This window comes from Nitrosomonas ureae, assembly GCF_001455205.1.
In the GTDB taxonomy this organism is placed as follows: Bacteria; Pseudomonadota; Gammaproteobacteria; order Burkholderiales; family Nitrosomonadaceae; genus Nitrosomonas; species Nitrosomonas ureae.
The window spans coordinates 890,047-909,555 of the sequence record NZ_CP013341.1; the positions used below are offsets into that span (position 1 = coordinate 890,047).

Consider the following 19,509-nt stretch of genomic DNA (forward strand, 5'->3'; position numbering starts at 1 on the left):
CTTTCAATCAACTCTACAAGATAAATGAATAATTTAATAGCGAAACTTGGCTGGCTAATACTTTCCCTTACCGGAGCCTTCGCATTCGGCGTCATTGCACTCAACCGCGGTGAAGCGATCGGCGCGATTTGGATTGTCATTGCGGCGGTTTGCGTTTACATCATCGCCTTTCGTTTTTACAGTCTGTTCATTGCCAATCGCGTATTGAAACTGGATGCCAGACGCATGACACCGGCCTATAAACACAATGATGGCCTGGATCATGTGCCGACCAACAAATATGTGTTGTTCGGGCACCATTTTGCAGCCATTGCGGGAGCAGGACCATTGATTGGTCCCATCCTGGCGATGCAAATGGGTTATTTGCCAGGCATGTTATGGTTGCTGGTCGGTGTCGTGTTTGCCGGCGCAGTCCAGGATTTTATTGTGCTGTTCGTATCAACGCGCCGCAATGGCCGGTCACTGGGTGATTTGATTAAGGCGGAACTCGGACAACTGCCCGGCATGATCGCAATGTTCGGCACCTTCTTTATTATGCTGATCTTGTTGGCAGTATTATCGCTGATTGTGGTTAAAGCCCTGGCCGAATCACCGTGGGGAACCTTTACCGTAGCCGCCACCATTCCCATTGCTCTATTTATGGGAATTTATACCCGTTATCTTCGTCCTTGTGCAATTGGTGAAGTTTCACTCATCGGTTTTGTCTTGCTGATGTTATCCATTCTTGTGGGTCAATATGTCCAGGAAGATCCTGTTTTAGCGGATTTCTTTACGTTAACGGGCGAACAGTTGACCTGGTCATTAATCGCGTATGGCTTTATTGCCGCAGTTTTACCCGTCTGGTTGTTACTGGCGCCACGCGATTATTTATCGACTTTCCTTAAGATCGGTACCATTGCGGGATTAGCCGTCGGTGTTATTTTTATTTCACCGGAACTGAAAATGCCGGCATTGACGCAGTTTATCGATGGCTCCGGACCCGTTTGGTCGGGCAATCTTTTTCCCTTTTTATTTATTACCATCGCGTGTGGTGCAATTTCCGGCTTTCATTCATTGATAGCCTCCGGTACAACGCCTAAGATGATTCAATCGGAAACTGATGCGCGTTTTATTGGCTATGGCGCCATGCTGATGGAATCCTTTGTCGCCATTATGGCGTTGGTCGCTGCTGCCACCTTGGAACCCGGGGTATATTTTGCCATGAACAGCCCCGCAGCAATTATTGGTACCACCGCCGAATCCGCTGCACAAACCATCTCCCAATGGGGATTCTATGTTACCCCGGAAATGATCACCCAGACCGCGCAGAATGTAGGCGAACACAGCATTATCTCGCGAACCGGCGGTGCACCTACGTTGGCGGTCGGCATGGCGCAGATTTTATCAGAGGTTGTCGGAGGTACTGCCATGATAGCTTTTTGGTATCACTTTGCGATTTTGTTTGAAGCGCTTTTCATTTTGACTGCGGTTGACGCCGGAACTCGTGCGGGGCGCTTTATGCTGCAAGATTTGCTGGGATCGTTTGTTCCCGTCATGAAACGCACCGATTCACTGGTTGCCAGCTTGACTGCAACGGGTCTGTGCGTAGCAGGTTGGGGATATTTTCTCTACCAGGGTGTTATCGATCCGTTAGGGGGAATCAATACCTTATGGCCATTATTTGGTATCGCCAATCAAATGCTGGCTGGTATTGCATTAATTTTATGCACCAGTGTCTTGTTCAAAATGAAACAAGATCGTTTTGCGTGGATTACCATTATTCCGCTGACATGGGTCAGTATTTGTACATTAACTGCCGCCTGGCAAAAGATTTTTGACACCAATCCGCGCATCGGTTTCCTGGCACATGCCAGCAAATATCAAGATGCAATTATGGAAGGTATCGTGCTGGCACCTGCCAAATCGCTGGAACAGATGCAACAGGTAATTTTTAACGATTATGTGAATGCAACACTAGCCGGATTGTTTATGACAGTGCTCATCAGCATGCTGATATTCGGGACCAGAACTGTATTGCAAGCGCGCATTATTCACCACCCCACCACCCAAGAGGCGCCCTTCGAGCTCTTACCCGCGCATGCGGTATCAGAAAAATAATGATTGGAGAACAAGACCATGTACAGAAAAATCACTCAAACCATACAGCGGATTTCACAAAGCATGCGATTGATGGTCGGCGTACCCGAATACAGCACGTATGTTGAACACATGAAAAATGCGCATCCTGACCGATCCATCATGTCTCATGCGGAATTTTTTCGCGAGCGCCAGGAAGCTCGTTATGGAAGTAAAGGAAGGGTCAATCGCTGCTGCTAGATGGCCCTTTAATCATGAAATTATAGCGTCTTAGCGATGATTTTGACTCACCTGTTTCACTACTTCACATGAGGCAGTTCTACGAGATTCACTGCTCCGGCATCGGGATCGTTAAAAATCTCCATGGATACATTGTCTTCACTGCGTGCAACAATCATAGCAACAACCGCATCACCCGTGATATTGACCGCAGTGCGCATCATGTCCAGCAAACGATCCACGCCCATGATCAGCGCAATGCCTTCAACCGGCAACCCCACCTGATTGAGAACCATGGCCAGCATAATGAGCCCGGCCCCAGGTACCCCCGCAGTGCCGATAGACGCCAGTACCGCCATGCCGATGACTGTCAGATAATCCGTCAAGCTCAGCTCAATACCATAAATATTGGCAATGAACACCGTTGCAACACCTTGCATGATAGCTGTGCCATCCATATTGATGGTTGCACCGAAAGGTACAACAAATGAGGCCGTCGAGTTATCCACGCCCATACGCTTTTCAACCGTGCTCAGCGTGATGGGTATGGTCGCGCCGGAGCTGGAAGTACTAAATGCAAAAGCCTGGGCCGTACGCATTTTCTTAAGAAACTGTATTGGATTGACTCGTCCGAGAAATTTCAATAGCGCCATAAGCGTACCCGTTACATGACACATCAGCACCAAAACAACCATCCCAAAATAACCGATCATCGGCAGAATCAAATCAATTCCTTGCAGCGCAAAATTCTTCGCCATTAAGGCAAATACCCCATAAGGCGCAATAGACATGACAACATTCACCATTCTCATCATGACGTCATTCATTTTTTCAGCACTATCGATTAAAGTGCGCCCGCGCTCACCGAGCATCAGCAAGCAAATTGCAAACAGAATAGTAAAAAAAATAATTTGCAGCATGTTGCCTTCTGCAAATGCTGCCACCGGATTGCCGGGAACAAGCTCAATAAAAACTTGTGTTATGGGTGGTGACTCAGGCGCTACAAACTCCATCTGGGTACCTGGAATCAGATTAAAATTTTTCCCGGGGTTTATAGCGATGGAAACAAGAAGAGCCAACAGAATGGCAAGTGCAGTAGTCAGCAGAAAAAGGCTAAAAGCTTTGATACCCACCCGGCCCAGTTTCTTAACATCGCCAATACCGCAAACACCACAAATCAATGAAAAAACCACTAATGGAACAACCAGCATTTTCAATAAATTAATGAAAATTGTCCCCACTACATGAAATACGCCATGTACAAAATAATCCTGAACGAACGCGACATCATCGGCAAAGGTATTAATCAAACTACCCAGCAATAAGCCGACAATCATCCAGGTAATTATTTTTGTAGTCATATTCATCAACTATCGAAAAAAAAAGCGCAGTCCGTTATTGAACTGCGTCTGATTAGACGGCAAATATGCGGCTAAGTGATCAAAAACACCTGACACAAAAGATAATTGGGCATTCGTCGAGCAAACTGGAGTCAAATGCAGATCCGTTAAAACTTTATGCTAAATGGATTCGGCCGAGCGTTGCGCTTCGATCAACTCGGGGGTTAGATGAGGCGCAATCACCTGAAGTAATTGCGCGAAAACCTTGGGATTTCCGGCAATAATTTGCCCACTTTCCAAGTGCGTCCCATTGCCTTCCAGATCACCCACCAATCCACCCGCTTCAGCAATGAGCAAGCAACCGGCGGCCATATCCCAAGGCGCCAGTCCGATTTCCCAAAAACCATCATAACGCCCCGCCGCGACATAAGCCAGATCCAGCGCGGCGGAACCCGGTCGCCGAATCCCCGTGACGCGGGGTACGATATCTCTCAGCATGGCAAAGTAAGCATCAATGTGGGTCAAATCCCGGAATGGCAGACCGGTACCGATCAAACACTCTTCAAGCTTGGTGCGTTTACTGACACGAATCCGGCGATCATTTAAAAAAGCCCCACCCCCTCGACTCGCGGTAAACAATTCATTATTGTTCGGATCGTAAACCACTGCATGCGTCAAAACACCTTTATGCCTCAATCCGATGGAAACCGAATATTTTGGAAAACCATGCAGGAAATTGGTCGTGCCGTCCAGCGGATCGATAATCCACTGATAGTCTGAATGCTTATGATCCCCCTGAAGTCCGCTTTCTTCCGCCAGAATTGAATGATCGGGATAGGCTGCGAGCAAGATCTTGATAATGGCTTCTTCAGCTGCGCCGTCTACTTCACTGACATAATCGCTGTGTGATTTCTTTGACACCGTGAGCAAATCCAGATTCTGGGAAGCCTTATTAATAATATTACCGGCACGACGCGCAGCTTTCACTGCAATGGTCAACATTGGATGCATGATTTTGATTCAGAAGTTAACGAAAGGAAAAGCAGTGATTTTAATATGAATCGCGTTTACCCGCTGCCATTATTGCAACGAAGGAACTGCAATAGCTGACATCGTTAACATCTTTGATTGTATTTATCGTTGATCATTACCACTGATCAAGTCTGTGTCAAGGTGAAGATACATTGATGTATGGTTAAAAACCGTATCTTAAAGCACTTCAAGAACCCCACAAAATCAGCCTATTCTGTCGGTAGATCGCAAAATCTTACCGTGCCTTTTGGGACAAATGCCATCTATTTAACCATAGGCATATCTGTTACAATTTTATGACAATAAAGATAGCTATTACGTATCGAATAGGTAATATGTAATCGTCGATTCTATGCTCAAAAATAATTCAGATTGAGAGTACTACATTCAACTGAGCCTTTTGCAATTTACAAACAATAAAAAGCATGATTGAGCAGTCTCATTCAAATATACGCATTCTGGTAGCTGAAAGTTTTGAGCTCGTACGTTTGGGATTGCGTTCATTGTTTGAGAATCACACTGACATTCGCTTAGTTGCAGAAACCAGTCAACTCGACGATTTATTTAATTTGGCCGAACAGCATAAGCCGGACATAATCCTGATGGATTTACTCCTGAGCGGCAATGACTATGTGGAACATATTATCCAATTGCTGCATACTTGCCCACAAAGTAAAATACTGGCTTTTTCTCATCACAATAACGAACAAACTCACCTACAAACATTCCGCTCCGGTGCGGTGGGAGTGATCAGCAAAAACAACTCAACAGATCTTTTATTAAAAGCAATCATTGCAATTCATACGGGGCATATCTGGTTTGACCGCAATATCACCAAACTGCTATGGCAAGCACAGTTCGATTCTGATCCAGCTGCAGAAACCAAACCACACACTGATACTTCAACCTCCCAGCAGCCCAGATTAAGCGACAGCGAACGTCACGTTGCTCATCTCGCATGTAAAGGTTTATCTGCTAAAGAAATAGGCGCACAACTCTTTGTGACAGAAAAAACCGTTCGGAACCAATTATCTGTTATTTATAGAAAAATTGGCGTCAAAAAACAAATTGAACTATGCTTGAAAGCCCCCTTATATAATTATTTTAAAGAATCCCACCTGATCGGGACATTTAGCCCAAAAGGTAGCGAAATTTAGTCCAATTTTAAGGACAAATGCCTTCTATTTAGAAGAAAATGGATTTGATAGAATCCTCCCCCGGCTAAGAGTGCATTTCTCTTTTTGCAATCGGCCTGCTAAATCTTAAATTCCAAGTGAACCATGAATTCCAAATAATAACCTGCATTAATCTGCCGGAACACTTGATATACGATTTTTACATTAGGAGATCATTAAAATGTTATTTCAGTCCGCTCCAGCTAAGTGTGATACGAAGCTCAAAGGAAACTCTAAAACCACCTCGGACATATCGCAAAAGTCATTGATAAAAATAGCTATTGTGGCACTCGCACTCACTTTGTCATTATCAGCTTTGGTTCCGACCTCTGAGAGTTTCGCTGCCGAGCATATTATTCAATTGACTGCGGAAGAAACCCAGGATGATGGCTTTGGTAACAAGTTGCTGGCTTACAAAATGTTAAGCCATAGAGTTGATGGACTGGATATTACATCGCGTTATAGTACAGAGGCCACCATCCCCGGTCCCACTATTGAGTTAACCGAAGGGGACAAGGTTAAGATATCAATCGAGAATGCCATTCCTGGCAACAATATTCCTATCCCTGGAATCAGCAAGCAAGTCAGCATTCATGTGCACGGCGTTCATTACGATATTCTTAGCGATGGAACCCTTAAAGTAATTAACAAAAACTTTGATGAGGGTGCAGGTGCCGGGCTTGAAGAAACCTATGTCATATATGAATATCAATGGAATGTTGCGCTTGGCACCGCGGGTACCTGGCCCTATCACGATCACAATTTTGAGACCCATAATGGCGCGGAACATAAGGGGCTCTTTGGAGCAATCATTGTCAACCCGGTCGGTGTTTCCAGCTATGACAAAGAATATGTGCTTTATTTAGGCGATGATGCTTTTTGGGGCATGGAAATCAATGGCGTTAGCAAAATTCAATCCAATCATGGTGTCAATCCAACATTGGTCGCAACAAGAAATTCCAATGTCAGATTTCACTTAATCGCTTTAGGTACTGATATTCATACCTTTGAATTGAAAGGCTATAAATGGATCGATCCCGGAACCACTCATCGTATTAATCAAGTTGCAATCGGCCCGCTGGAAAAACATGTTTTCAGTGTTATCGCAAAAAATAGCACGCGTTATAGAGACAATAATTTATCCAACAAGCTTTTGGGTATGGAAGGGAAATTTCTAGTCCAGTAAGCACATGTTAGGCAACTAAATAATAAGGATAAAAAATGAGGATTAAAGATATGCTTAGCCTGAGAAAATCAATAACTATAGTTGTTTTTGCTGTAATCACAGTCTTAATTTCACCCCTCGCTTTGGCTACAGCGCATAACATTTCGCTCACGGCCGAAACACTGCCTAACGGACAAATCGCATACGCAATGGCAGGCAACGAAGCCGTCATACCTGGGCCAACCCTGTTCGTGAAGGAAGGTGATACAGTTCATATATCTTTGACAAATAACACCAGCAACAAAGTCGGATTTAAAGTACCCGGCCTTGCACAGTCAGGTTCGGGAGAAATTAGTCCTGGAAAAACCAAAAGTTACAAGATCAAGGCTAACAAAACAGGCAGCTTCGTTTACCACGGCAACAGCAATGGTAAGGAATTGTTGGGATTGTTTGGCGCCATCATTGTTGATAAAGCACACGGGCCGATAGATAGTTATGTCAATGGAGACGGTAGCATAATTCCTGTCAAAGCAAACGATATCGATAAACAATTTGTGCTATTTATGGTGGGTTCAACCTTCTGGGGAACCGAAATCATTCCGGGCGGTGCGCAACAAAAACCACTCTGGGCAAATCCCAATCCTGGGGCTGTTGAGAATGATATCGTACGTTTCCATATCCTATCGATCGGACCTGGGCATACCTTCCACTTACATGCGCATCGATGGTTAAAACCAGGCACTAGCGAAGTGATTGATACCAAGCTACTCGAAGAAGGGATCGATAGCCATTCCTTTACCATCAAAGCGGGCACTGGCGTCGGCACAGGCAATTGGCAATATCATTGTCATCTGATTGCGCACATGGAAGCAGGCATGCACGGCAGCTTCATAGTAGATGAATTGGGTGGAGATGGTGCCAGTGTTGTCGGCGCATCACCGTATGGCAATATCTTGCTGGGTACAAAACCGAATGAACCTGGGGTAGTGACTTTTGAAATCAGCGATGAGCCGGCGAGCTGGTTCAGAAGCGCGCGCGGCGATGCCATTGTCGAACTGAGTAAGCCGAGCGCTGCGGGCTCTCCGCTCCAGGGCGCAGATATTAAGACTAGATCCTTGGAAGTGATATCCCCGGGCAGCAGTGTCAACTTTATTATGTCCGATACCAATGGTGTGCATACGATCAGCTCGCTGTTATGGCCAACTGGAGCACAGCATATGCCTTTCGATCAAACAAGCGCCTACCGTGGTGGCGGGTTTGTTACACTGCATACTCCAGGGCTGTATGTATTTACTTGCAAGGTGCATCCGTACATGTTTGGTGCAGTTATTGTGGATGATCCGGAAACTGATGGGCTGGATTTAGGTAATCCTCAGAGCGATTACACCATCGATCTGGTCACCGGTATTAAGAATTTGCCTACCAGCAGTGATCTGGCAGTGCGCTTGCTCAAAACATTTTTTATCGCAACCGCACCTGACAATTGGCAGGATTATTCATCGGGTGTATGGAATGTAAGATTTCCTACACTTCCAGTGAGAATTTCAGGCGCACCGTTTGGAAATGTCACACCTGGTGGGCTTGCTGCACCCTTATCGATTCTGAATGTTGTTAATGAATCACTCGTCTTAGGCACTGAACCAGTAAAAAAAGGTGTAGGAGAAGTGTGGATCAATACGCAATTCGAGAAAACAGCCGGCAAGTATAAGCCAGGCACCTCTACCGTGGTTGATACAACGACCTGGGCAGTCAAACGCAAAGTTGCGCTACCACACATCAACAACAATAATCCGCACAACATGTGGTCCAACCGAGATCAATCGGTGATTTATCAAACCCAGTGGTTTGATAATAAATTCTCGATGATTGATCGTGAAACCGGTGAACTCATCAAAAATATCACAGTAGGCTACTCACCTTCTCACGTCGTGACAGTACCCACTACCGATGATATTACGATTGCGATTAATGGTGAAAATGGTATTTCTGTGATTCCGGCTGGAACAACCAACGTAACCAAAATGATGCCAACACAGGATCACGGGCATATTTCTGCAAATCCGCATGGTCACTGGATCAGTGCCGATGGCTCCAAAATTGTAACGCCGAATATCAATACCAATGATATCGGCATTTATGGAACAGGTGGCGGCATACACGCCCGCACACCCACCGGAAATAACGCTCCGGGCGCTCATCCTATTGCCATTGGCATGATGCCGGATTCCAGCAAAATTTATGCTGCCAACTTGCTGCATCATTCACTGAGTGTGCTTGATGGTAATACTGGCGCGCTATTGGATACCATTGATCTCATTAAAGACTATAATCCTCTCGACGGAACCTTTGAAGACAAGGATGGCAATGGTGTAATTGCAGTTGGGGTACTGCCCATTCAATCGCCGGTATCTCCGGATGGCAAAGCAGTGGTGATTGCATCAACGGGTGGACAGATTGTTATCGTCGATACTGCCACTGACAAAATTGTCAAATCGCTTCCTTGCGATCCTGGTTGCCATGGAGCAAATTTTGGAGCTAAGGAAGGGGGAGGATACTATGCCTATGTCACGACCAAGTTTGGTAACAGACTCACAGTAGTTGATATCGATCCGAATGGTGATGGCGAGATATCCGATGCGGCTATTGCTGGCTATGTTTCATTGGTGGATACCGCAAGCACGGCCAAAGATGATATGGTCAGCGGTTTGCCAGGATTTGGCGGGCAAGGGGTTCTAGCTGTGCCGAATGTTTATAACGGCTGGGTGCAGAACCTTCCGGCGTACTGGAAAGAAGGTTTGACAACTGCGCAGCAAAATCCAATCGGAGACTAAGGAAACGCTGAATAATTTGGCGTGCAAGAAAAGATGCAAGATAGGCGGAGCAAAGATCAATGAGGCCTATCCTAGTGATAGGCGAATTTTCGAGCACCGCCTAAGGCAGCATATCCCTTTGCGCAGACAAAATTATTCTGCGCTTCCTAGCAGCGTATGTTCACCTCAAGGTGGTGATCCTGGTGATCATTTACAAGGGAAATCACGCATTGTGGCCGGCCTGATTCATCCCTATCCAGGTTATTAACCAAGATACCATCGACCGTTACACGGATCTCCTGGCTTGGCTTTTCATCGTCGCATTTGACAGTGATGTGATAGAAAGTTTCGTGAAAACGGTAGTGGATGATATACGATTGCCAATGAGCAGGGATACATGGTGTTATGCGCAGATGATTTACTTCCAATTGCAGACCCAGTAGTGTTTCCACGGACAATCGGTACATCCATCCTGCCGCACCGGTATACCAAGTCCAGCCGCCTCGCCCTACGTGGGGTGCTACGCCGTATATATCCGCACACATGACATACGGCTCGACTTTGTACCGTTCAATCTCGGCAGGTGTTCGACCGTGATTGACAGGATTAAGCATGGAAAACAATTCCCAGGTACGTTCCCGGTCACCTAGCATGGCAAATGCCATCGCAGACCAAATCGCAGCATGCGTGTATTGACCCCCATTTTCGCGGATTCCAGGTACATAACCCTTGATATACCCGGGCTCAAGTTCTGATTTATCGAAGGGGGGATCGAACAGCTGAATTAACTGCGTATCGCGCCGTATCAAGTACTTGTCAACCGCAGCCATCGCTTGACGTGCGCGAACGAGATCTCCACCCTTGGAAATAACTGCCCAGCTTTGACTGATCGAATCAATCTGACATTCATCGTTACAGGATGAACCTAAAGGCGTACCATCGTCAAAATAAGCTCGTCGATACCAGTCACCATCCCAGGCATTAGCCTCGATATGTTCGTGTAATTGTTTCGCGTGCTCGGTGCAAATATCGGCAAAAGCTTCATCGCCCCGGGCTCGTGCCAGATCAGCAAACAACTGAAGATTTGAGTATAAGAACCATGCCAGCCAAACGCTCTCACCTTTGCCATCACGCCCGACAAGATTCATGCCATCATTCCAATCACCACACCCCATCAACGGTAATTGATGCTCGCCAAATCGCAAGCCATATTTGATGGCACGCATGCAATGTTCATAGAGGCTCGCAGATTCTGCAGAACGTTGTGGTTGGTCGTAGTAGGCTTCTTCTTCCGGATACAACTCGCGGCCTTCCAGGAAATAGATCGACTCATCAAGTACGCCGGTATCACCAGTTGCCAACACATAGCGGCAAGTAGCGTACGGTAACCACAGATAATCATCGGAGAAATGAGTACGCACGCCTTGTCCATTGGGAGGATGCCACCAGTGCTGCACGTCACCTTGAAGAAATTGTCGCCCCGCGCAACGGATTAATTGCTCACGAGCGAGCCATGGCGTCGCATGGATCAATGCCATGGTATCCTGTAATTGATCACGAAAACCGTAGGCACCCCCGGATTGATAATATCCGCTACGGCCCCAGAGTCTGCAGGACAATGTTTGATAGATAAGCCACCCATTGGTCAAGACATCCAGAGCCGGATCCGGTGTTTCCACATGCACCGCACCTAATGCATGATTCCAATATCCCCATACCGCTTCCAGTGCCTGCCGGGCACCCGAGAGTGCGCCATATTGCTGAATAAAGTGCTGCGCTTCGTCAGCATTGTGAGCGGCACCGAATATAAATACGATTTCGCGTTCCTGTCCCTCGGCCAATTCGATTTGGGTCTGGATCGCTGCGCACGGATCGAAACCTGCTCCAGTCTTTCCCGACAAACGCTTGCGACGCATCGACGCTGGACTGGTCAGTGAGCCATTGCGACCAATGAACTCGGTACGATTCCCAGTTACTGAACGCTCTCTTTCGCTCACTTTGGCAAAAACGACTCGCTTGGCGTATTCGCGGCCATAAGCATTTCGGGCAAACAGTGCTCCACTGTGTGGATCCGTCTCAGTCACAATGTGCATCAGATTGGCGTGGCGCCATTCACCGAGTACCAGTTCCCAATAGCCGGTCAGCGACAATCGCCTTGTGCGGCTGGAATGGTTGTGCAGTTTGATAACCACGAATTTCACTGGTGCGTCCATGGCAACATACGTATACAGTTCAGAAGAAATACCGGTCTGGTAATGTTCGAACACGCTGTACCCAAACCCATGGCGACACACATATCCGGATTGACCGCCGGCTGGCAATGGCGTTGGTGACCAGAAAATTCCTGTATCATCATCACGGACATAGAACATCTCGCCACTACTATCGCTTAATGAATCATTGTGCCAAGTGGTCAATCGGAACTCGTGCGCATTCTCCACCCACGTATATGCGCTGCCGCACTCGCTGACTACCGTACCGATATACGGGCTGGCGATTACATTGACCCACGGCGCAGGCGTACTTTTACCCGGTTCCAGAGTAATGACATATTCGCGCCCATCGGGCGTAAACCCTCCCAAGCCATTGTAGAAAATCCGTTCGCGCTTTGCCAATGGGGTGACTTCTTCAAAAATCGGCAGCAACCGGGGTTCCAGGCGATCAGAAATCCGTTCAGATGATATGCGGCGTTCCAATGGCTCGATCAGTGTTTCTGCCGTATCGCTAAACACGATGCGAGCGACCGTTTGAAGCAAGACTCTCTCATCTTCGGAAAGCTCTTCAGTTCGTCGTACAAAGACGCCTCCTGGCTTGTCGATTATTTGCGCGTCAGCTCCTGCATTAATCAATCCAATGAGCTGATCGTGCAAAACTGCCCGGTAACCAGAGAAATCCTCGTTCACAATCACCAAATCAGCAATTAATCCTTTCATTCGCCAATAAGCATGGGCCTGTAGCGCCTGCTTCACCAGATCTATTCGATTCAGATTTCCGATTCGGATCAGCACAATCGGTAGATCACCCGAGATAGCAAAACGCCAAAGCCCGGATTGACCCAGTTGATTGCGTGCAATGATACTGGGAGCCGTGCGTCGCATGGCGTTGTTATAAATGACAGAGCTGGCAAGGCGGCCGTAAATCTGAGCATCAGCTTCGGTGATATTAAGATGACGCAGCACTTCCTGACTCTGAAACCATGCCATTTCAAAAGCACGTTCCACGAAGTGCCGATCACAATAATTCTCCAACAATCCCAAAGACGCTTCACGCGTGCTTGCAACACCGGAAATGATTTGCACCGTGGCCGATTCGTCTGGCAATAAAGTAATGGTGCGGCGGATGGCCACGATCGGATCGAGCACCGAACCGTCCGTGTTCGATAAAGTTGATACATGACTAGCGGCATCCAACACCACCGGATTGGCCGGTGTTCGCCCCCGTCCGATAAATCGGGCACGGTCGGTTTCAAAAGATGGCTCATCAATTATCGCACCTGGAGCTGCCATTAGATGGAACATCCATGGTATCTGCTCTTCCGGCGTGCGACGCCGCCGCGTGCAGAGAATCGCCTGCCGGTCGCGAACAATTTCCGTTTGTACAAACAGATTACTAAAAGCTCGATGAGCCAAATCAGAATTCAACGGTGCCAATACCACTTCTGCATAACTCGTTACTTCAATATGACGGGTACGCGACGATTGATTGGTGAGGGTAACACGGCGAATTTCGACGTCATCTTCAGGAGAAACGCTAATTTCAGTGTGCGCTTCAATCGCTTGGTCACGGCAACGGTATTCCGCGCGTGCCTGTACGAAGATCGCTTCATAATGATCGGCTTCGCGCAGAGTGGGCTGATAGGCGGTGGACCAGTAATGCCCCGAATCACGATCACGCAAGTAAATGAAGGTGCCCCAGCCATCAGAGGTGGCATCTTCGCGCCAACGAGTGACAGCCAGATCACGCCATCGACTGTAACCGCCCCCTGCATTTGTCGCCATAACATGATACTGGCCATTGGATAACAAATGGACTTCCGGTATCGGTGTGTTCAAATCGGTGAACACGCGCATAATCGTGCCCGATTCTGCGATCGCTGGTCGCGCAGCGGCGTTTACTTCCGCTGCATGCGGATGCAATGTTGCCCCTTTCTTCGGTATACGCTCCTGCAGCAACAACTTTGTCGCTTGAATCAGCGGGTCCGACATAAAACGGCGCTGCATTGGGCGGTTAAGCAATAGTTGCTCAAAAGCCAACAGACTCATGCCTTGGTGATGTGCCATGTAGGTACGTACAATAGCGCTGGACTTGCCGCGCGGCACACGCGATGGCGTGTAATCGACTGCCTCATAGAACCCACAAGCACCGAGCAAGCCATTAGCGGCCAATGTCTGCAAGTTGCGACATGCTTCATGCGGCATCACCATCAATGCCAGTGCGCTGGCATAAGGTGCGATGACCAGATCATCTCCCAATCCTCGTTTGAAACCAAGTCCCGGCACACCAAATGCCCGATATTGATAAATTTGTTGTATATCGGTGGCGTTATAGCAAGATTCTGAAATGCCCCAAGGTACTTCGCGTTGCCGACCGTATTCAATCTGGCGCAATACCGCGGCTTTGCAAGTTTGTTCCAATAAGGTGTTTTCGTAATTCGGCATGATCAAGCACGGCATGAGGTATTCGAACATCGAACCACTCCAGGAGATCAGGCTGATTTCTCCACCGTGACTAGTCAGCAGTCGGCCAAGCACAAACCAGTGCTTCTGCGGGATCTGTCCCTGAGCGATGAGTAGAAAACTGGCTAGGCGCGCCTCCGATGCCAGCAAATCATAGCAGGATTGATCGCGCCGCCGTTCACTCACGTCATAGCCGATAGCCAGCAAATCACGCGTTGAATCATAGAGAAATTCAAAATCCATTACCACAAGTTGGCGACAACGGTCCGCCAGGACATTGATCATTTTAATCCGCTCCAGCGCACCTCTAGACGCTCCGGCCGGCATCATCGTATCTGTGCCTGCAGTGTTGCCTTTAGCCAATTCAGCTAGCGTCGGAATATTCTTGAAGTATTGTGGTTCGAGTACCAGATATCTTAGATCATCTTTAAAGTCTTTGATTTGCTTAATAAATGCCAGTGCCCAGTAATACAATTCGCCGTCGATATCGATATCTGTGGGCAGACAAGCCATCATTTCATCGCCAATACGCTGCATCTCGTTCAGTAAGTTATCGATGATCGCCAGATTTTGTACAGACTCGTTCAATGTGAGTCTGTACAGGTTATCTTCAAGAACTTTGATTTTCTGTGCCAGATCCGAAGCGGGTAAGACGGGTACATGCTCGGCAAGCACTCGCAAAGTATCTTGCAATCCTTGCAATGTATTAGGTGACAGGATTGGTTGATCTCTCAGCTCAGCCAATCCTGCCAATAAAGTGAGCAAACTGCCGACTAGATTTCCACTATCCACTGAAGAAATATATCGAGGATGTAAGGGTTTCAATGTTCGCGTGTCATACCAGTTATAAAAATGGCCCAGATAACGCTCCAACTTTTCCATTGTTTCCAATGTGTTCTGAATGCGACGTAAAAATTCCCCTGCGGAAATGTAACCAAAATCATACGCGGCCAGATCGGCTAACAATGCCATGCCGATATTCGTGGGCGATGTCCGTGTGGCAATGACTTGAGCTGGATATTCCTGAAAATTGTCGGGGGGCAACCAATTGTCCTGTGGGCCGACAAACTGAGCGAAATAGCGCCACGTACGTCGAGCCGCTGTACGCAGGAACACGCGCTGATCCAGCGTCAGCTGAGGTACCGGAGATATCAGCGGTTTGCTGATCCACCAGCCCACGATAGGTGACAACAACCAGGCTAACAAGATAGGCGCATAAAAGAACATTTCTGTTACTGAATTGCTCCACAATAACAACCCTAAAACAACTGCCGAAACAGGTGATATCCACATTTCCTTCACAAAATCGAACAATGTGCGGCATGCATTGCGGCGCGTATAGGAGGGTAAATGCCACAGCATCAGGCTACGTCGCGTGAATAACATACGCAGACCCGATCGCAGAATTGCGCTCAAGCTGATCAGGGTGTCATAAGGCAACATAACCAGTGTCAGCAAAGCAAGTACGATGGGACGGCCAGCTGACTTGCTGGTCAAACTCAAATGCACCAGCCAGTCACGCTCTTGTGGTTTGCGGATCAATTCGATGACGCTTCCCAGCAAGACAGGCAAGAGCACCACGCTCGCAACCAACAGAATCCAGAACCATGCGGGCCCAGTACCGAACAACCACCCCCCTGCCAATAATGCCAGCAGAGACGGCGATACCAGACTGCGTCGAAGGTTGTCAAATATTTTCCATATTAACAATGCGGTAAGCGGATTGGGTTGCCGTTCGGCCTTCGATTTATTGGAAATGGCTGGCCCCGGAACGTGCGGGAGCAACCAACCTGCAAGCTGCCAATCACCGCGTATCCAACGGTGTCGTCGACTAGCCTCTGTAGCATAACTGGCCGGATGCTCTTCGATGAGATCCACATCAGTCACCAGTGCGCAACGCGCATAGCCGCTTTCCAGCAAATCATGACTGAGAATAAGATTCTCGGGAAAACGTCCATCAATGGCCTGCCGAAAGGCATCTACATCGTAAATACCCTTGCCGATGAATGATCCTTCGCCAAAAATATCCTGGTAGACATCGGATATTTCGCGCGAATAAGGATCAATGCCCGACTCGCCCGCGAATAATTTTGTAAAATACGACTGGCTTGCGCTGGTCAGGCTGATCGAAACACGCGGTTGCAGGATCGCGTAGCCTTCGACAATGCGCCCTTGGTCAGCGTCGTATACCGGGCGATTGAGCGGATGAGCCATGTTACCGATCAAGGAACGTGCTGCATCGCGAGGAAGCTGCGTATCGGTATCCAAAGTGATGACATACTGGATTGATGCGAGAATGGAGGTCTCTCCGACAATATCCGAGAATGCGCTTCTTTCGCCGCCGCGAAGTAACGCATTGAATTGTTCCAATTTGCCGCGCTTGCGTTCATACCCCATCCATACTTGTTCGTGTGGATTCCATACCCGTGGGCGATGAAATAAATAGAAAATGCACGGGCGGTCGTCTTGGTAAGTGGCATTGAGTGCCTGTACGGCAGTACGGGCATAAACCAGCAACGCGTCATCCTCCGGCTGCGTGCGTTGCGCAGCATCACGGAAATCCGTCAGCAGAGCAAAGAACAGATTGGGATCACGATTACCGAGATAGCGGATCTCCAATGCCTCGAGCAGATCTTCAACCTCCTGCGGTGTACTCAGCAAGGTGGGAACGACCACCATAGTGCGGTGAGTCGCGGGGATACCGTTGGAAAAATCCAACCGTGGCAACGGGCGTGGCGGCAAAACAAGCGTCACGAACAAATTTACCAGTGGAACTGCCAGTGCCGAAGCGCCAATGGTGCCAGTAAACGCAAAAAACCAATAGCGCCAGTCTCGTGACCCAAGATCGTCGAATGCAAAAAGTGCGACCAATGCTGCCAAAATGGTCAGCAACAAGATCGGACCAAGATACAGAAGCAAGTTGAGAGGCTGGCTCGCACGGCTGATGCGTAACTTCCACGGCAATTGGAAATCGACTTTGCGTTCCAATATTGGCCGGCCGCGATCAATCAGATAATATCCAACATGCGCTGCACGGTTCTGGATACCCCCTTGCTCTGCGGCATCCTGCGCCAATGCAATAACTTCACGTGCCACCGCCAATTCACTGCGTGAACTGCTTCTCGCCACATCCTCAATGACATGCCGATAGCGATCGCGAGTGGCGAAATCCTGGAAAATATGCATCCCCGCAGGATCTTCACGTAATGTTTCCTCGACAACGCTGAGCGATTCGACATAATTTCTCCAATCCATGGTACCAATAAAACGCAGACTACCAATACTGTTGGCAATGGAAATCTGATTGGCTGCAGCCGTTCGACCAGCCACTTCTGACAATTGAGTTGCCGTTATCCCTTGTTCTAACAATTTTTGCTCAACCCAGGTTTGAACAAATGCCATTGCTGGCCCTTGAGCCTGGAGTCGAGCATAAAATTCTTCCACAAACGGCGCGGTCAGAGGCACGTCAGCATTAGCAAACTCAGCCAGCAACCGAATCAGTTGTTTTGGCTCCTTCTCTGCGGTCGCGAGCATACGATCCGCCCAACTGATGGCTGCATTGAGTTCTTCGCGTCGCCGGGCAATACGTAGCGCAACCCGGCGAATATTTTCTAATAGCGCCAATTGCAACATGATCGGAAATGCCCATAACTCACCTAGCTTGAGCGGTTCAACAGTCTGGTAGGCAGCGACAAACTGAGTAGCGTTTTCCTTATCGATACGGCCATCCATGTGGGAGATGAGTTGCAATGCCAAGTCATAGATGCGCGGGAAACCAGCTGACGAGCTATTCGCCAACCGCGGCAATTGACGGCTGTACCCGCGTGGTAAATGTCGCCGCGCTTGATTGATCTGCTGTTCGATCAGATAAAAATTATCCAGCAACCAAGCCTCTGCGGGAATGATTCGTTTTCCCGGTGCAATTGCCACAGTTACAATGTCATATGCCGCAAAAATAACCCGCTCATTGTCCGCTAATCGTGGCAATAACCGGTCGGGTCCAGGGTTGGGATTGATCTTGTATCGTCCGGCCAGCATGATCCCATGACGCTTTAATTGCTCAATGCTGAACAACTCGGAGCATAGTAATTCCGTATCAAGGGCGCCACGAAGTATATCTCGTGTACGGGCTGAAAATCCGAACTCTTTCATGTTGATAACATTCTCCTGGTTCGAATTTATGGTAATCAGGGTCACACAGGTTTTATAACCTTTGATTGCCAAAAATTAATGCATACTTGTTAGGTCAAATAGAACCGGATACTTCATTCATTCGTTTTTAAAATTCTACCGGTGTTATATCATCATATGGTTCCATGAATACACTGAGTGTTATAGTAACCAATATAAGTATGAATATCAGCAATAGCAGATTTGAGTTGTGCTGTCAAAAATGAAGCATTGGTTTAAGTATCGTGTAGATTTGCATAATATCGCTGCGAAAATTATGCTGGCGATAGATAGTCCAATCTTTTATGTTACGCTGCCGGTTATAGAAAATTTCTATATATTCGGCAATCCGTTGAAGGCCTGTCGACATTTCTGACAGCACACTTCCATCGGAAGTTTAATGCTGTGCACAAAGGAGATTCCCATTCTTCTCGCTATTTATCGTGGAAAATCACTATGACAAGTCAGCCGAAAATAAAAGTGTATTACAACTCAGCCTGTCCGGTATGCAAAGCTGGGATTGAGACTCAGATGGGCAAAGAAAGTCGCTGTGAAATTCGGTGGAATGATATTCACACGCATCGCGCTCTTGTTTCCGAAGTCAGTTCGAATATTGAATTTGTTCGTGAACGCCTGCATGTTATTGATGAATCGGGCAATCTTCATATCGGCTTCGATGCTTTCCTGGCAATCTGGCGGGCGTCCGCCCATGAACGATGGAAGGCAAGCATGCTTGGAATCCCGATTGTCAGGCAGCTATGCAGTTTTGGCTATAATTTATTTGCCGCTGCACTTTATCGCTGGAATAAAGTAAAAAAACGTTGGTAGCTTATAGTCCTCTACTGG

At 47.7% G+C, this 19,509-nt stretch carries 10 protein-coding genes; 6 read left to right on the top strand and 4 right to left on the bottom strand.

The features are described 5' to 3' along the window. The first annotated feature begins 24 nt into the window (after positions 1 to 24). Together ATY38_RS04255 and ATY38_RS04260 are read left to right on the top strand one after the other, a co-directional pair. Complete coding sequence (locus ATY38_RS04255) at positions 25 to 2,097, top strand: carbon starvation CstA family protein (RefSeq protein WP_062558211.1); 2,073 nt, start codon at positions 25 to 27, stop codon at positions 2,095 to 2,097. Positions 2,098 to 2,115: 18 nt separating this feature from the next. Further along, positions 2,116 to 2,316: a YbdD/YjiX family protein gene (locus ATY38_RS04260; RefSeq protein ID WP_062558212.1), complete on the top strand. Its 201-nt coding sequence runs from the start codon at positions 2,116 to 2,118 to the stop codon at positions 2,314 to 2,316. Positions 2,317 to 2,375: 59 nt separating this feature from the next. Here the strand turns inward: ATY38_RS04260 and ATY38_RS04265 are convergent, their stop codons facing one another. Together ATY38_RS04265 and ATY38_RS04270 are read right to left on the bottom strand one after the other, a co-directional pair. Then, the gene (locus ATY38_RS04265) at positions 2,376 to 3,656 is read right to left on the bottom strand and encodes a dicarboxylate/amino acid:cation symporter (RefSeq protein WP_235590389.1); all 1,281 of its coding nucleotides are present in this window, start codon (positions 3,654 to 3,656) and stop codon (positions 2,376 to 2,378) included. 159 nt (positions 3,657 to 3,815) lie between these two features. Further along, on the bottom strand, positions 3,816 to 4,646 hold the full coding sequence (locus ATY38_RS04270) for an inositol monophosphatase family protein (protein ID WP_062558214.1): 831 nt from the start codon (positions 4,644 to 4,646) through the stop codon (positions 3,816 to 3,818). A 446-nt stretch (positions 4,647 to 5,092) separates the two neighbouring features. Here ATY38_RS04270 and ATY38_RS04275 point away from each other — a divergent pair, with 446 nt between their 5' ends. The 3 genes from ATY38_RS04275 (at position 5,093) to ATY38_RS04285 (ending at position 9,838) form a co-directional block, all read left to right on the top strand. Continuing rightward, positions 5,093 to 5,824 (top strand): response regulator transcription factor, encoded by a 732-nt coding sequence (locus tag ATY38_RS04275; RefSeq protein ID WP_062558215.1) that lies wholly within the window; start codon positions 5,093 to 5,095, stop codon positions 5,822 to 5,824. Positions 5,825 to 6,023: 199 nt separating this feature from the next. After that, the gene (locus ATY38_RS04280) at positions 6,024 to 7,028 is read left to right on the top strand and encodes a multicopper oxidase domain-containing protein (protein WP_062558216.1); all 1,005 of its coding nucleotides are present in this window, start codon (positions 6,024 to 6,026) and stop codon (positions 7,026 to 7,028) included. A gap of 35 nt (positions 7,029 to 7,063) precedes the next feature. Then, on the top strand, positions 7,064 to 9,838 hold the full coding sequence (locus tag ATY38_RS04285) for a multicopper oxidase domain-containing protein (RefSeq protein ID WP_235590390.1): 2,775 nt from the start codon (positions 7,064 to 7,066) through the stop codon (positions 9,836 to 9,838). Positions 9,839 to 9,984: 146 nt separating this feature from the next. Here ATY38_RS04285 and ATY38_RS04290 read toward each other — a convergent pair whose 3' ends face one another. Continuing rightward, positions 9,985 to 18,645 carry a glycoside hydrolase family 94 protein gene (locus ATY38_RS04290; protein ID WP_201011911.1) on the bottom strand — a complete coding sequence of 2,887 codons (8,661 nt, stop codon included), beginning with the start codon at positions 18,643 to 18,645 and terminating at the stop codon, positions 9,985 to 9,987. Positions 18,646 to 18,880: 235 nt separating this feature from the next. Further along, complete coding sequence (locus tag ATY38_RS16030; protein ID WP_158441758.1) at positions 18,881 to 19,033, bottom strand: hypothetical protein; 153 nt, start codon at positions 19,031 to 19,033, stop codon at positions 18,881 to 18,883. A gap of 86 nt (positions 19,034 to 19,119) precedes the next feature. On the opposite strand from ATY38_RS16030, the gene ATY38_RS04295 reads away from it, so the two are divergent. Then, a complete protein-coding gene (locus tag ATY38_RS04295; protein ID WP_062558217.1) occupies positions 19,120 to 19,491 on the top strand; it encodes a thiol-disulfide oxidoreductase DCC family protein in 372 nt (123 codons plus the stop codon). Positions 19,492 to 19,509 lie beyond the last annotated feature (18 nt).